The 14,623-nt window shown below is 35.6% G+C and carries 13 protein-coding genes and 1 tRNA gene; 10 read left to right on the top strand and 4 right to left on the bottom strand.

Annotated features, from left to right (window positions below):
* Window positions 1-253 precede the first annotated feature (253 nt).
* Entirely contained in the window at window positions 254-460 is a 207-nt protein-coding gene (locus B9Y84_RS01455) for a hypothetical protein (RefSeq protein WP_085515314.1), read from the top strand.
* Here B9Y84_RS01455 and B9Y84_RS01450 read toward each other — a convergent pair.
* The 3 genes from B9Y84_RS01450 to B9Y84_RS01440 form a co-directional block, all read right to left on the bottom strand.
* Window positions 457-1,668 (bottom strand): hypothetical protein, encoded by a 1,212-nt coding sequence (locus B9Y84_RS01450; RefSeq protein WP_139827917.1) that lies wholly within the window; start codon window positions 1,666-1,668, stop codon window positions 457-459. The two genes, B9Y84_RS01455 and B9Y84_RS01450, sit on opposite strands and share 4 nt — an antisense overlap.
* A gap of 211 nt (window positions 1,669-1,879) precedes the next feature.
* Window positions 1,880-3,118 carry a site-specific integrase gene (locus B9Y84_RS01445; protein ID WP_085515312.1) on the bottom strand — a complete coding sequence of 413 codons (1,239 nt, stop codon included), beginning with the start codon at window positions 3,116-3,118 and terminating at the stop codon, window positions 1,880-1,882.
* 273 nt (window positions 3,119-3,391) lie between these two features.
* Window positions 3,392-3,465: transfer RNA gene (locus B9Y84_RS01440), tRNA-Arg, on the bottom strand.
* A 467-nt stretch (window positions 3,466-3,932) separates the two neighbouring features.
* Between B9Y84_RS01440 and B9Y84_RS01435 the strand changes: the two genes are divergently transcribed.
* The 9 genes from B9Y84_RS01435 (at window position 3,933) to B9Y84_RS01395 (ending at window position 12,211) form a co-directional block, all read left to right on the top strand.
* Window positions 3,933-4,274 carry a PadR family transcriptional regulator gene (locus B9Y84_RS01435; RefSeq protein WP_085515311.1) on the top strand — a complete coding sequence of 114 codons (342 nt, stop codon included), beginning with the start codon at window positions 3,933-3,935 and terminating at the stop codon, window positions 4,272-4,274.
* Window positions 4,271-4,918 carry a hypothetical protein gene (locus B9Y84_RS01430; RefSeq protein ID WP_085515310.1) on the top strand — a complete coding sequence of 216 codons (648 nt, stop codon included), beginning with the start codon at window positions 4,271-4,273 and terminating at the stop codon, window positions 4,916-4,918. Before B9Y84_RS01435 ends, B9Y84_RS01430 begins: the two co-directional genes overlap by 4 nt.
* Window positions 4,915-5,580, top strand: coding sequence for a hypothetical protein (locus B9Y84_RS01425; RefSeq protein ID WP_085515309.1), 666 nt, complete (start codon window positions 4,915-4,917; stop codon window positions 5,578-5,580). Before B9Y84_RS01430 ends, B9Y84_RS01425 begins: the two co-directional genes overlap by 4 nt.
* A gap of 43 nt (window positions 5,581-5,623) precedes the next feature.
* Window positions 5,624-6,292: a hypothetical protein gene (locus tag B9Y84_RS01420; protein WP_085515308.1), complete on the top strand. Its 669-nt coding sequence runs from the start codon at window positions 5,624-5,626 to the stop codon at window positions 6,290-6,292.
* Window positions 6,289-6,939, top strand: coding sequence for a hypothetical protein (locus B9Y84_RS01415; protein ID WP_085515307.1), 651 nt, complete (start codon window positions 6,289-6,291; stop codon window positions 6,937-6,939). Before B9Y84_RS01420 ends, B9Y84_RS01415 begins: the two co-directional genes overlap by 4 nt.
* 98 nt (window positions 6,940-7,037) lie before the next feature.
* A complete protein-coding gene (locus B9Y84_RS01410) occupies window positions 7,038-8,522 on the top strand; it encodes a dihydrolipoyl dehydrogenase family protein (RefSeq protein ID WP_085515306.1) in 1,485 nt (494 codons plus the stop codon).
* Between the two features lie 34 nt (window positions 8,523-8,556).
* Complete coding sequence (locus tag B9Y84_RS01405) at window positions 8,557-9,264, top strand: SIMPL domain-containing protein (protein WP_085515305.1); 708 nt, start codon at window positions 8,557-8,559, stop codon at window positions 9,262-9,264.
* 65 nt (window positions 9,265-9,329) lie between these two features.
* Entirely contained in the window at window positions 9,330-10,073 is a 744-nt protein-coding gene (locus tag B9Y84_RS01400) for an MBL fold metallo-hydrolase (protein ID WP_085515304.1), read from the top strand.
* 101 nt (window positions 10,074-10,174) lie between these two features.
* Window positions 10,175-12,211 (top strand): tetratricopeptide repeat protein, encoded by a 2,037-nt coding sequence (locus tag B9Y84_RS01395; protein WP_085515303.1) that lies wholly within the window; start codon window positions 10,175-10,177, stop codon window positions 12,209-12,211.
* Between the two features lie 38 nt (window positions 12,212-12,249).
* Here B9Y84_RS01395 and B9Y84_RS01390 read toward each other — a convergent pair whose 3' ends face one another.
* Window positions 12,250-14,496, bottom strand: a complete 2,247-nt coding sequence (locus B9Y84_RS01390; protein WP_085515302.1) for a Tex family protein — start codon at window positions 14,494-14,496, stop codon at window positions 12,250-12,252.
* Window positions 14,497-14,623 lie beyond the last annotated feature (127 nt).

Here is a 14,623-nt window from a genome sequence, read left to right as displayed (position 1 = left end):
TTTTAAATACCTATATTTGCATCAGAAAATATCGAAGTAAAAAAATATTGAAGCGAAAGCTTAGATAGTGCACCACGAAACCGCCAATTTCAATTTTAGACGCACGACTAGAAGCTGTTCGCTCACGCTATGCGTGGGCGCAGTTTTCAGCGTGCGTTTGGGAGCTTGGCGGTTCCCGTGGTGCCTGGGGCTGCTAACCCACGCTACTTTTAGCGGGGTGTGAAAGATCATGAAAAACACCTCTTTGAACATAATGAATCACTCCATTTCCGAATTGAACTTCAGTTCGGAAATCAAGGAATTTGCTCAAATGGAAGGATTACTCACTGTGTCAGATTTCATAATCGTTGGCACAAAAAAGCTGGACCAAACAGAGGGATTTACCAAAAGGATGTTGTTGGAATACTTGAATTTTTTGGAAGATCACGGGTTGGAAAGGTTTATGGATGAGGAGGCCTAAAGCAACTCTTTGTCACTTTCAGCCTGCTCAATTAATGCCTCCATCAATTGTTGAATATTATCAATTGTGTTAGCTTCTATTGAATACATTTTATTCCTGACACTCTTCCTGGATAAGCTCTTTTGACCAGCCGTTGAAAAGTTATAGGAGATGAAATTCACAAGATGAGATAAGCTCTCAGGTGTGAATATTTTGGCATTAGCCATCAACTTCATTAAATAGGTTAACTGAGCTACAGACAAATTACTATAGATTTTATCAGTATTTTTTGCAGGTAGATTTTTTCGAGAGGATTTTTCTTTAAACTGTATGGCCAATTGCCTACGTTCTTTAAAGAAAGAAATTTCCTCTTCAATCCATTTGGACAAAGTATTTTTAAGACTTTCAACTCCTTGATTAAATTCAAAATCAGGTTTAATTTGAGATTGTTGTATTAATTTTTTGAATCGTTTGAGACAAATTAATTGCTCTTGATATGTTGATTTTGACTGATAGTGTTTGATTATCCGTTTGCCAAGATAACTGTAGAAAGCATAAACATTAAAGTTCAGATATATCAGGTTTACAATCAATTGCTTTTCGAGTTTTAAGCCTAAAAGGCTGGAAGATACGATGTTGTGTATTTCTGCAATAAAGGTTTTACAATAAATGAATTTTCTATATGATGAGCCTTTGGGCGAATCAATATAGTTTTTCATGTGATAGTGAATGATTCTTAAAAGTTTCGGGTCTAATTTCTTTTTGAGGCTTTGTTCTTTTATCCCTATTAGTTTATTGAGGAGGATGGATTTTGATGTTTCAAAATAAGATGCAGAAATGATGCTGTCCTGACAGAAGTATTTTGTAAAGTGCTTTTCAATAAAGGTTAACAATGCCGTAAGGCATTTTAAAAGTTCTATCAATAATCTAGAATGTAGATCATTATCAGCAACCACATTTTCCTCAGTATTTACCTGAGAACCGATGTGCTTTGATAACTCATTTGAAAGTAGAATCAGTTTGTTTTGATAGAGCTGAATTTGGCGTTCAATGATTTTGTCATCATTATTACTGAAAGCCAAGGCCATAAAAGCGTTCTGGATTCTTTCTTGCTCTTTAATAAAAGTTTGTTTCCACTGATGAAACTCGGATGTTGATAGTTGTTTGTTGTTTTCCGAAGATAAATAGTTTGAGACGAAGTCATCAAACTTCTGTAGTTCATATCTCAATTTAAGCCAAAGGTTTTAGTTTTAGAATATACTTTTATTGTCTTGGGTAGTGGTTCAATTTGGCTGAAATATTATTGATTTTAAACAATAATAAGTAGTACTATTTGACTGCAATATTATACAAATGTTGATAAATCACAATAAATTAATACAACTATTTTGCCTTATCATTACGATTTGATTTGGTGATTTATTGTAAAAGAAAGGCAGATTAGTCTGCCTTTCTCATCTGTTCTGAATTTGAAAGCTTTTCCTGAAGTGCTGCCATGTCAGTACCGATTTTATTCTCTACTACCTTGGCGTAGATTTGAGTGGTTGATAATTTGGTATGGCCTAACATTTTGCTGACTGTTTCCATTGGAACACCATTAGTTAAAGTAACTGTGGTAGCGAATGTATGCCTTGCAATGTGAAATGTTAGCTGCTTTTTGATTCCGCAAATATCAGCTATTTCCTTTAAGTATGCATTTGTTTTTTGATTGGAAACCACTGGCAATAATTGGTTTTCTTGAGCCTTGGGATGATCTTCATATTTTTCAATCAATTCAAGTGCTTTTGGTAATAAAGGAACAGAGAATGGGGTGGAGGTTTTCTGACGTTTATATTGGATCCATTTTTCTCCATTAATTCCAATTACAATATGATCTTTGCTTAAATTGAATAGGTCAATATAAGAAAGCCCTGTATAGCAGCTGAAAATAAATATATCCCTGATTTGTTCTAGTCTTGCAATATCCAATTCCTTTACCTCAATTGCTGACAATTCCTCTTCTGTTAGATAGGTTCTTGTTGATTTTTCATAGGAGATATGGTATTTCTTAAAAGGGGTATCGGCTATCCAGTCCATTTTGTAAGCATAATTCAACACCTTTCTAAACCTGCACATGTGTTTCATTATCCCATTATGACCTATTGGTTTTTGATGGTCTTTTGGTTTCCAAGCTCTCAAAAATGCTTCGAAATCAAGTAGAAACTTATAGTCGACTTTCTCGATGGCTATATCTGAAAGATTCTTTTTGGCGCTTAAGAACCTTTCAAAGTAGCGCTCTGTCACTTTATAGTGCTTTAAGGTTCCTGTTGAAAAATTATTGATGTTTTGGTCATAGTGATACTTTGAAGCTGAGAGCAGTGTAATTTGCTGTTCTTCCTCTAGGTTGAATAGTTTGTTTCGGATGATTTCTGCTGAGATGAATTCATCTTTTAACTGCAAATTCTCAAAGATTTCAAAAGCTTTATTATAGATCTGATCAAGATATCTGTTAAGCTTTCGAACTTCTATAGAAGTTCCAGAAACTCTCTGATTAGTATTCCATTTTTCTACTGGAATCTTTCTTTTTAATGAACTGTCACAATGTTTTCCATTGTGAGTTAACCTAATGTAAATAGGTGCTTTTCCGTTTTTTGCTTTATACTTTTTCAGTATAAACCGTACTGAGAATGAGTTGCTCATAACATTTAATTAATGATTTAAACATTACAGTTTTGAGCAACAAAAGGGGCACAACAAATGACGACAACAATTAATAAAGTATCAGATAAAGTGAGTTAAAATATAGTTAAACCACATTAACCTGATTTTGTGCCCCAATTTAGTAATAATAGATTAGGGCACAAATAGGGCACATTTTATTTGATATTCGTTGGTATTATATGAATCAAATAAAACAAAAAAGCCCTAAATCATAAGATTTAAGGCTTTTTGAAGCTAATTGAATTAGCTGTGTGATCCGTTCAGGATTCGAACCTGAGACCTACTGCTTAGAAGGCAGTTGCTCTATCCAGCTGAGCTAACGGACCAAAAAGTATCCTTATATTTTACAGGCTAAGGATTCAACCTGGAACCTTCCCGATTTGAATGTCGGGATGCTCTATCCAGCTGGACTAACCAGCTGATTTATATATTTAAGTAGGAAAATTAACCGCTTTTCCCTTAAGCGAGTGCAAAGAAAAGAATTTTTGTTTTTGAATGCAAAGCTTTTTGGATGATTTATCATAAAAAATTACAGAAAAATCCTTAGTTCCTGAGAGTGAATTGATTCCATAGAATCAAATTAACTTAGTAATGACAAACAAGCAGGCAGAAGCATTCGAGGAATGACTAAAGCTCAAAATTCCTACTTGTTAATTTTCGCTACTACATTTAGGATATTATTTACTGCATCGGCTTAATCCAAAGAGTACTCAGAGTTCCAACCTATCAACATCCTAAAATATTTTTTATACATAATTTTCTTATGCATAAGATAATTTTGTATACTTGCAGTATGGCAAATCAGCAATTGATAAAAGGAAGTCTCTCGACTATAGTTTTGCATTTATTACAAAGCGCGGGAGAAATGTACGGTTATGAAATCACGCAGAAGGTAAAACAACTTACTTCCGATGAAATCAAGCTTACAGAAGGCGCCCTCTATCCTACTTTACACAAATTGGAAGCTGAAGGAACTTTGACTACTGAAAGCAGGAAAGTAGATGGAAGAGTGAGAAAGTACTATCGACTAACAGAAGACGGAAAGAAAGCCACAGCTGAAAGAATGGAGGAATTAGAGGCATTCTTATTGAATATGCAGCGTGTTCTAGGACTTAATATAAAATTAAGCTCATGAGAAAATTAAGTGACAATCAGAAGGAAGAGTTGCAGATACACCTAAAACAAAAACTCATAGAATATGTAGAGCTTTATGATGAAATCTATGATCATTATGCTAGCGCCTATGAGCTAGGAAATGACAATTTTGAAAATATCATCAATGGACTAGATCAAACTTTCACACAAGAGTACATTGATGAGCATAGGAAGCAAATCAGTAAAAGGATATTTAAGAATATTCGATCAGTGTATAAAAAGGAAATTAACAAATTTTTTAGATGGCCACAGATTGTGACTTCAGTCTTATTCGTGGCACTTATCGTAGCTGTTGTTTATCTTCTGCCACTTTATAGTTCAATTTGGTATATTTTATTTCCTACTATAGCTATCCCCATCGTTCCGTTTATTTACTTTCTTATACAAGAGCACAGAAAACTGGTTCCTCGCAATTTAAAGAGTGCCTCTTATCAAGCAATGAATAAGATAGGATCTTTATTTTCCTTGGTTTTCAATAGTGCGCTTTTCTTTACTTCCTTTGCTGATAATTGGAGTCATTGGGTAACTGCGGTTGTTCTCGGACTTTCAATAAGCGTTCTGATTGCTTATGCTGTTATTACCCTCAAAGTTTTTAAACAGAAAATGAGATACCAAATAGCATGAAGCTGACGAAAGAACAACAGGATCTACTAGCAAATCACATAGCTAAAAAACCGATCGATTATATAGAATTGTATAATGAACTATATGATCATTACGCTTCTGCTTATGAAAATAGCGAGGGGACATTTGAGGAAACATTAGAAAAACTAGATGAGCATTTCCATTATCAAAAAGTTAAAAGTATAAATGCTGGCTTACTAAAAAAGACTAAAAAGTCAGTGAATGACATCTACTGGACGGAGTTTAAGAACTTTTGGAGATGGCCTCAGATTGTAACTACTTTAGGGCTTATAATATTGGGCTTCACCTTACTACAATTAGTATCGATAAAATTAATAATGTGGTCAGTGGTTATTCCCATGTTAATCTTTAATGCGGGAATTTTTCTGTATGGTCAGTACTTGGGGCGAAAAAATGAATATGGTTCAAAAAAGTATAAATCTGCTCATCTCTATGCAAGTCAATTCTATTTAACATTCCCGACTAGTATTTTTAATTTAGCGGTTATTTTACCGTTGATGGCTGGGAGTCCTAACACTCCAGGAATTCATTTCTTTGAGCAGTACCCAATAATAGTACTCATTTTGATGACATTATTTTTAAGCTCTGCTACAATTGGACTCAAGGTATTTAAAAGCAAAATCAAAATCCAATATCTATGAAATCATTACGTGTAAAAAGAATGTTTATTGAAAAATAAAGTTTATGAAAACTTTAACGACAGACCAAAATGAAGAGCTGGCTCAGCACATTGCTAAAAAGCCTATCAAATACATTGAACTCTACAATGAATTATATGACCATTATGCTTTAGCCTATGAGAACGGAGAAAAAAGCTTCGAACAAACTTTACAAGATTTAGATAAAGAATTTGACTATTACAAGCTTGTCAGTATTAATAGAAACCTAGTGGGTAAAACCATAAAGTCGGTGAATAAGATTTATGTTTCAGAATTTAAAAAATTTTGGAGATGGCCACAAATTATTTCCACACTAGCCATTATCTTTTTAGGCTTTACACTTATAGAGACACTTCCGATGGATATTATTTTTTGGTGGATCCTAATCCCACTTACGTTTTTTTCAATTGGAATACCAACTTATGGTTATGTGCTGTCTAGATTGAAAAAATATGGAGGCAAAAGACTTAATTCTGCTCATTTAAGTGCAACTACACATTTTCTTATTTTGCCAACCTCAATTTTAAATTTGAGCACGATCCTACCAGTATTCTTTTTGGAACCCTACCAAGAAAGAGTAGTTTTTTATGAAAATTATCCATTAGTACCATTCGCCTTTTTGATGATTTTTCTCATAGTTGGCTACATTGGTCTTAAAGTATTTAAAAGCAAAATCAGAATCCAATACTTATGAAATTATCATCCGAACAAATAGCCCAAATAAAATCATGGATCTCCAAAAGAGGTTTCACCCATACGGATGTCCAATATGAAATAATCGATCATGTAGCTTCTGCAATTGAAGATAAAATGGAGGAAAAACCAAAAATAAGCTTAGAGGGGGCATTTAATGAAGTGCATCGATCATTTGGGGTTTATGGGTTTGCTGAGGTCGAGGAAGCCATTACAAGCCGACTCAATAAGGAACTTTGGCGCTCCTATTGGGCAGCTGCTAAAGAGATTCTACTTTCTCGTAAGATTTTGATACCGATACTGATTGGTGTTCTTGTACACCTTTTATCGAAACAATTCCCTATCAACTTTGATGGGATCATACTTGGTGGAATACTCGGATTTTGTGTCTTCACTTTGGTTTATGCTTTTAGAGAGCAAAGGTCAAAAAAATATCTGAAGTCGTATTTAAGCTTTAGAATGTCTTATGGGATCATTCCAATAATGGCTTCCATTGTCTTCAACTTTCGATATCTCTATTTAGAGTTAGTGAGTCCAATTTGGACGGCAATCTTATTAGGGATTTTATCATTGGCGATGTGGGCGGTTTTTGTCGGAAGTAAAGAAATGATTAATAAAACGGAAAAGCTGCACAAACTATATGAATGAGGCTACTTTTTAAGAGGCGCCTCGTACTACCTTTAACGCTCCTATATCCTTATTAATCTTAATAAATTTTTATATTGCTTTATAATTAATTCACGCTTATGAAGCATTATGATTTAGTGATCATTGGAGCAGGTCCTTCGGGATACGCTGCTGCAATGCGGGCAATAGATTTAAAAAAGAAAACCTTACTAATCGAAAAAAGTACTTTAGGGGGTGCTGGCATTACCAATGGGGCCTTATCTTCTAAAACCCTGTGGGAGCTTTCAAGAGATATGTTGGCGTTTCGAAAGAACTTAGACAGGTATCACTTAGAGCCACCGAAAGCAGTTTGGAAAGAAATACAAGTAGAAGTTCAAAATGCTGTACAGGAAAGAGTGCATCTATTAGATAGTCATCTCCAAGAATTACAAAACAATCCAAAATATGCTACTTATATTGATTTTATAGAAGGTGAAGCTTCTATAATAAGCGAGCATCTTGTGGAGATAGAAACACTAGACGAACGCTTGGCCTTTGAGACCGATTATATTATTATAGCCACTGGAAGCCGTCCTCGATTTTTACCCAATATTCCAATCGATGAAAAATACATCCTCACTAGTGACGGAATCGAACAAATGGAGGATTTTCCTGAAAGTATGGTCATAGTGGGTGCTGGTGTGATTGGCTGTGAGTATGCCACTATATTCTCAGGCTTCGGGCAAACTAAAGTCTATTTGATTGACAAAGGAGACAGCATTTTGCCTTTTGAAGATGCTGATGTAGTGGCAGTAATTGAAAAGAACTTAGAGGCGCAAGGAGTACATATCCATCGAAATTCTTCTCTGTCCAGAATGGAAAGGGAAAATGGAAAAGTTCGGTACACGCTCAATTTCTCAGATGGTCATCAAGAAACCTTTGAAGTCGATAAAGCACTCGTCTCTGTAGGAAGAGTACCAAATTATGAGAAGATATGGAAGGAGGCTGTGCCTATTAAAATGGGAAAAAGAGGTGTGGAAGATCACGATACTAATACTTCAGTAAAAAATATTTACGCAGTGGGCGATATTACCGCTGACATTAATTTGGTAAATGTGGGTGAGTTGGAAGGAAGGTATGCGGTTGAAAAAATCTATGGATCCCCTAAGAGAAAACTCGTCTACGAAAATATCAGTACGATTATGTTTCTCAATCCGGAAGTTGCTGGTGTTGGGTATAATGAAAAAACTGCTCAAGCAAAGGGACTCAATTATAAAGTCGTCACAACGGACTATTCAACCATTGCCAGAGCGGTGGCCAAGAGAAATACACAAGGCTTTATCAAATTACTAGTGACTGATGATGATGAAATGCAGATTTTAGGAATGCGGGTAGTAGGTGAACAAGCTTCTGCCGCCATTCAAGCCGTAGCTTTGCTAATTAGCATGGAAAAAGGAATAGAAGAATTAGCCGAATGTGTACACCCTCACCCAAGTATCACAGAAGGAATCCAGGAATCAGTGAGGGCATTATTGGGTAAATCAATTCTAAAATCTGGTTTACTAAAAGATAAAGTGAATTGTTATTGTTATGATTGCAATAAAAAAGAAAGAGTGATGTTTTAATTATTCAAAATGTTACCATTTAATTCAAGTCAAAATGAAACATAATTATTGGATAGCAGCTACCATATTAGCTTTCTCTGTCGCCTTGGCTGGTTTTTGGATAGGAAATACTATAAAGACAGGGAAAGCTTACGATAGATCTGTTAGAGTTAAAGGTTTATCTGAAAGAACAGTAAATGCTGATCTGGCAGTATGGCCATTGAATATTACCATTACTGGAAATGATCTAGCAGACATAAAATCCACTATTGAAAAACAGAATAAAATCGTATATCAGTTTTTCATCGCGCAGGGATTTGACCAAACGGAATTACAACAGGGAAGCATTAATATTGAAGACGTGAAAGCCAATGCTTACAGTAACAATAACTATCAGGAATTCCGCTACATTGCTAAATCTGATTTTACTGTAAGAACCGAGAATATCGCTCTACTGCAAAATGCCTTATCTTCCTCATTAGATCTCCTTTCTGAAGGCATTATAATTGGTTCGAAAAATACCTGGAGACCAATTGAATACAGTTTTTCATCTCTCAATAGTTTGAAACCAGAAATGATAGAAGAAGCAACCAAGAATGCGAGGGAAGTAGCTGAAAAGTTTGCAGAAGACTCAAATTCAAAAGTGGGGAAAATTAGAAATGCACAACAAGGACTTTTCACGATTAATGATCTAGATAGTAATACTCCACATATTAAAAATGTCAGAGTGGTTTCCACTATCGATTATCAGTTGGAGGATTGATTTTTATTTGATGAATGGTTTAACTTTTCCTGACTAGCTAGGTTTATATCATTAAAATTATACCTATGAAAAAAATATTAGTCTTTATTTTCGCTCTGTTTAGCTCTAGCGCCTTTGCACAAGATATTATCAAAACCAAAAGTGCTGAAATTAAAATCCATCCAATCCTTCATGGAACTCTAGCTATTGAATACAATGACATAACCATTTATGTTGATCCTTATGGTGGTGCAGAAGGTTTTAAAGGACTAAACGATGCTGATTTAATTCTGATTACCGATATACATGGTGATCATTTAAATACAGAAACACTTAAAGCCTTAAATACTACTAATTCCCATTTTATAGTTCCTGAAGCAGTAGCCAAGCAAATGGAGGGCATCAATAATGATGAAATAGAAGTCCTCGATAATGATAAAAGCACTTCTCTCAATGGGATAGACATAAAAGCTATACCGATGTACAATCTTCCAGTAGATGCAGAAACTAGACACCCAAAAGGTAGAGGAAATGGCTATTTATTAAGTATTGCTGATAAAACAATCTATATCTCTGGCGATACAGAAGATATTCCGGAAATGCGAGCACTTAAAAATATAGATGTAGCTTTCGTTTGCATGAATTTACCATATACAATGTCAGTCGACAAAGCAGCTGATGCAGTACTAGATTTTAAGCCTGCAATCATTTACCCTTTTCACTTCAGAGGTCAAGGTGGCTTAGCAGATGTAGAGAAATTCAAATCATTGGTCAATGATAAAAATGATAATATTGAGGTAAGGTTAAGAAATTGGTATCCAGAGAATTGATTCTCTGGTATCAGACCAAAAATTATTAAAAACCTGCTTCTTTTTATTGTTTCGGTTGTGTTTTTATAATACCTTATTCCATGAAGTTTTTATTTAACTAAATGGTGCATAGAATATTCATCTTATTACTTTTTGTGAGCTCCCATATATTATATGGCGAACAAAGCACAGATAGTCTTCGGAATCTGTTAGAAACAAACCTCCATGATAGTAGCAAGCTTCAAATCTACAAAGAGCTACTTTATTCATTCAGTACATCAGATCCTTCCCAAGCAATATTATATGGAACAAAGGGTCTGGAGCTTGCTCAGAAAAAGACTGATAAGCTAGCAGAGACACAGTTCCTTAATAACTTAGGAATAGCATATTACGGCTTAGGAGATTACGAGAAAACGCTTAATTACTTTCTGCAGGTCCTAAAAATGGAGAAGGATCGACAAAGCCCTCAAGCATTATCGAGAGCTATGAATAATGTAGGAATCATTTTTGAGGAAATAGGCAGACTAGATAGAGCAGCGGAATATTATCAGCAGTCATTAAAGATAAAAGAAGAATTTTCAGATTCTTTAGGAATTTCAAATACGATGAGTAATCTCGGTCTTCTGTTTATGAAAAGAGAGCTTCCTGAGAAAGCAATCAAATACTTCAGGGCTTCGTACAAAATTGATAAAGACTTTGAATACACTGTAGGAATTTACAATTCCTTGCATAATATCGGAGTATATCATAAAGATTACGGAGATGTAGATTCAGCAGTTTACTACATCGAAAGAGCCCTGCTTGCAGTTCCTACAGGTCAAAAAAATTATGATAAAGCTTACATAGAAAAAAGTTTGGCTGAAAGCTATTTGAAGAAGGAAGAATTTGCACAGGCAGAAAAATACTTCAAAAGAGCCATCAGTTCGGGGGCAGAGGTAAAAGCCATTGAAGTCCTGAAAAGTTCTTATAACGGGCTTTCCACTATCTATGAGCTTAAGCAGCAATATAAACAGTCCTTATTAGCCTATAAAAAATATAAAAAATTAAACGACTCAATTTTTAATCAAGACTTTACAGCAAAAGTATCTCAATTAGAAAAGAATTTCGAAATAGATTCAAAAGAAAAAGAGATACAACTATTAAAAACCAAAGCAGAGATTACAGGACTACAATTAATAAGAAGAGAGAACTCAAATTATTTTTTGATTGTGCTCGGTATTTTATTAGCAGTATTGGCTTTGATCAGTTATAATCGTTATAATATAAAAAACAGAGCACATCGACTACTAAAGCTCAAAAACGATGAAATCAATCTCCAAAAAGCTGAAATTCAAGAAAATCGAGACGAAATTGAAGCGCAAAGAGATAGTATAATTGCTCAGAAACTAGCACTTGAAGAAGCAACAGCAGATACTACCAATAGTATTAAATATGCGCAGAATATACAAAGAGCGATTTTACCAGACCTCAAGAGCGTAAAATCTGCATTTAACGAATTTTTCATGCTGTATTTGCCCAAATCCATTGTTAGTGGAGATTTCTATTGGTTTGCTCAAAGAAAACATAAAACGTACTTTGCCTTGGCCGATTGCACCGGTCATGGGATTCCCGGAGCATTTATGACGGTAATGGCAAATGATCTACTAAACAGCATTGTAAATCAGCAAGGAATTGAAGATTGTGCTGAAATATTAAAAATATTAGATAGATCTGTATTGAATAGCCTTCAATACAAAGAGAACTCCTCTAATGACGGTTTAGATATCGCACTATTGTGTTTCGATCAACAAAGACAAGAAGTTAATTTTGCAGGAGCTAGTATGGATCTTATTGTTTTTCAAGACGATAACTGGGAATTGATCAAGGGACAGCGATTTTCCATTGGCGGCATGGTGGATTCTTTTGATAAAAAAGCAAGAAATATCACACTGAAGGTGAAGCAGGATATGCAAATCTACATTTATAGTGATGGCTTTGTTGATCAGTTTGGTGGGGCTGAAAATAAAAAGTTCATGCGTAAAAAATTAATGGCTTTACTCGATGAAATTAAATTACGCCCTTTTACTGAACAAAGAGCTCAGTTGCGAAAATCGATTTTGGATTGGAAAGGAGAACATGAACAAACTGACGATATTTCTATAGCTGGTATAAGAATTTAAAAAAAGGCCTATCCTTCTTAAGAATAGGCACTTAATGATCATCCAAATTTTCCTTTCAAAGCTGCTAACTTAGCTTGTAAATCTCCTTCAGGAGCTTTCTCCTCAGCTTTTCGCTTGAATTTACCTTTAGGCTTTTCTTCTTTAGACTGCTGCTTGAATGGATCCTTCTTCATAGAAAGTGAAATTCGTTTTCTCGCAGTGTCAACCTCCATAACCGTTACTTCCACCTTTTGGGCTACATTAACCACTTCAGCAGGATTACTCACAAATTTATCTGCAATATGGCTAACATGAACTAATCCATCTTGGTGAACTCCTACATCAACGAAAGCTCCAAAATTGGTAATATTAGTAACAATACCAGGCAATTTCATGCCTACATGAAGATCTTTCACTTCATTTACCCCTTCTGTAAAAGAAAAAGCTTCAAACTGCTCACGAGGATCACGACCTGGTTTCGCTAACTCTTGCATAATATCTTGCAAAGTTGGAAGCCCAACTGTTTCGGTTACATATTGCTTCATGTCCAATTTCTCTCGCAATTCTTTGCTTCCCATCAAATCGGTGATAGAGGCTTGAACATCTTTTGCCATTTTATTCACCAAAGCATAACTTTCAGGGTGAACCGCACTGCTATCCAGCGGATTTTTAGCATCACTAATCCGCAAGAAACCTGCTGCTTGTTCAAAAGCTTTATCCCCTAAACGTGGGACTTTTTTAAGTTCTTCTTTACTTTTAAATGCACCATTTTCATCTCTGTACTTGACAATATTTTCAGCAATAGAAGGGCCCAAACCGGAAACATAGGTCAACAATTGCTTACTAGCCGTATTCAACTCTACCCCTACATTATTCACACAACTGACTACGGTGTCATCCAGTCCAGCTTTCAATAAATTCTGGTCTACATCATGCTGGTATTGCCCCACTCCTATTGATTTAGCATCAATCTTCACTAATTCAGCTAATGGATCCATCAACCTTCGACCAATTGATACAGCACCTCTTACGGTCAAATCATATTCTTTAAATTCTTCTCTCGCTACTTCTGAAGCGGAATATACAGAAGCACCACTCTCATTCACCATAACAACAGTGACCGACTGAGGCAAACCAATTGAATTTATAAATTTCTCCGTCTCACGTCCTGCAGTACCATTCCCAATCGCGATAGCCTCCACATTGTATTTCTCTACTAATTGTAAAATCAGTGCTGCTGCTTTAGCCGTTTGACGCTGTGGTTCATGAGGATAGATCGCCTCATTAAATAACAATTTCCCTTGTCTATCTAAACAGACCATTTTACAACCTGTTCTAAATCCCGGATCTACTGCCATTACATTTTTCTGGCCCATAGGAGCAGCTAATAGCAATTGTCTTAAATTGTCAGAAAACACTTTGATAGCTTCCTCATCCGCTTTCTTCTTAGTGAAAATCCGGATTTCCGTTTCCATGCTGGGCTTTAGCAACCTTTTATAGGCATCGGTTACCGCCTGTTTTACTTGTTGGCCAGCTTCAGTATCTGCTTTCACAAAATGCTTTTCCATAATGAAAGTGGCATCTTCCTCCTCAGGGCTAATATCCAGCATCAAAATCATCTCTTTTTCTGCTCTTCGCATGGCTAAGATTCTGTGAGAAGGTGCCGTTTTAACGTCTTCCTCCCATTCGAAATAATCTTTGTACTTCTGACCTTCAGTTTCTTTTCCACTTAAAACTTTCGAGCGGAACTTTCCTTTCTTAAGAAAAAGATCACGAATATCTGCTCTTACTTCAGCATTTTCATTGGCCCATTCCGCTATAATATCTCGAGCTCCTTGTAAGGCAGCTTCCACATCAGCCACTTCCTTTTCTTCATCTATGAACTTTGCAGCTTCTAATTGCAAATCAGAATTACCTTGTTCAAAAATAAGCTTGGCTAAGGGCTCCAAGCCTTTTTCTCTTGCAATCGTTGCCTTTGTTCTTCTCTTGGGTTTATATGGAAGGTAGATATCCTCTAGCTTGGACATCGTTTCGGCTGCATTTATCTCTTTTTCCAACTCAGGCGTTAACTTCTCTTGCTCTTTAATAGACTTCAAGATCGCCTCTCTCCTTTTATCCAAATCGCGTAATTGCTGCAGTCGATCACGCACATCCGCCACAGCTACCTCATCTAAACTTCCCGTCATTTCTTTTCTATATCGGGAGATGAACGGCACCGTGGCACCACCATCTAATAATTCTATTACTGCTTTAACCTGTTGGGGACGCGCATTGAGTTCCCCTGCAATTTTAATAATGTGATCCATATTTTAGATTTAAGATGCTAGAATCTAGATTCTAGACTTTGGATTTATGATTTTAGAAAGAGTTTAATTAAAACCTTCCTATTATATACGTAGATTATTTTGGACAACAATACTCATCTTGGTTCTA

Origin of the sequence: Marivirga sericea, from assembly GCF_900177665.1 — a bacterium.
Taxonomy (GTDB): domain Bacteria; phylum Bacteroidota; class Bacteroidia; order Cytophagales; family Cyclobacteriaceae; genus Marivirga; species Marivirga sericea.
The sequence above is the reverse complement of the archived record's forward strand: the minus strand, read 5'-3'. Positions and strand labels throughout refer to the sequence as shown.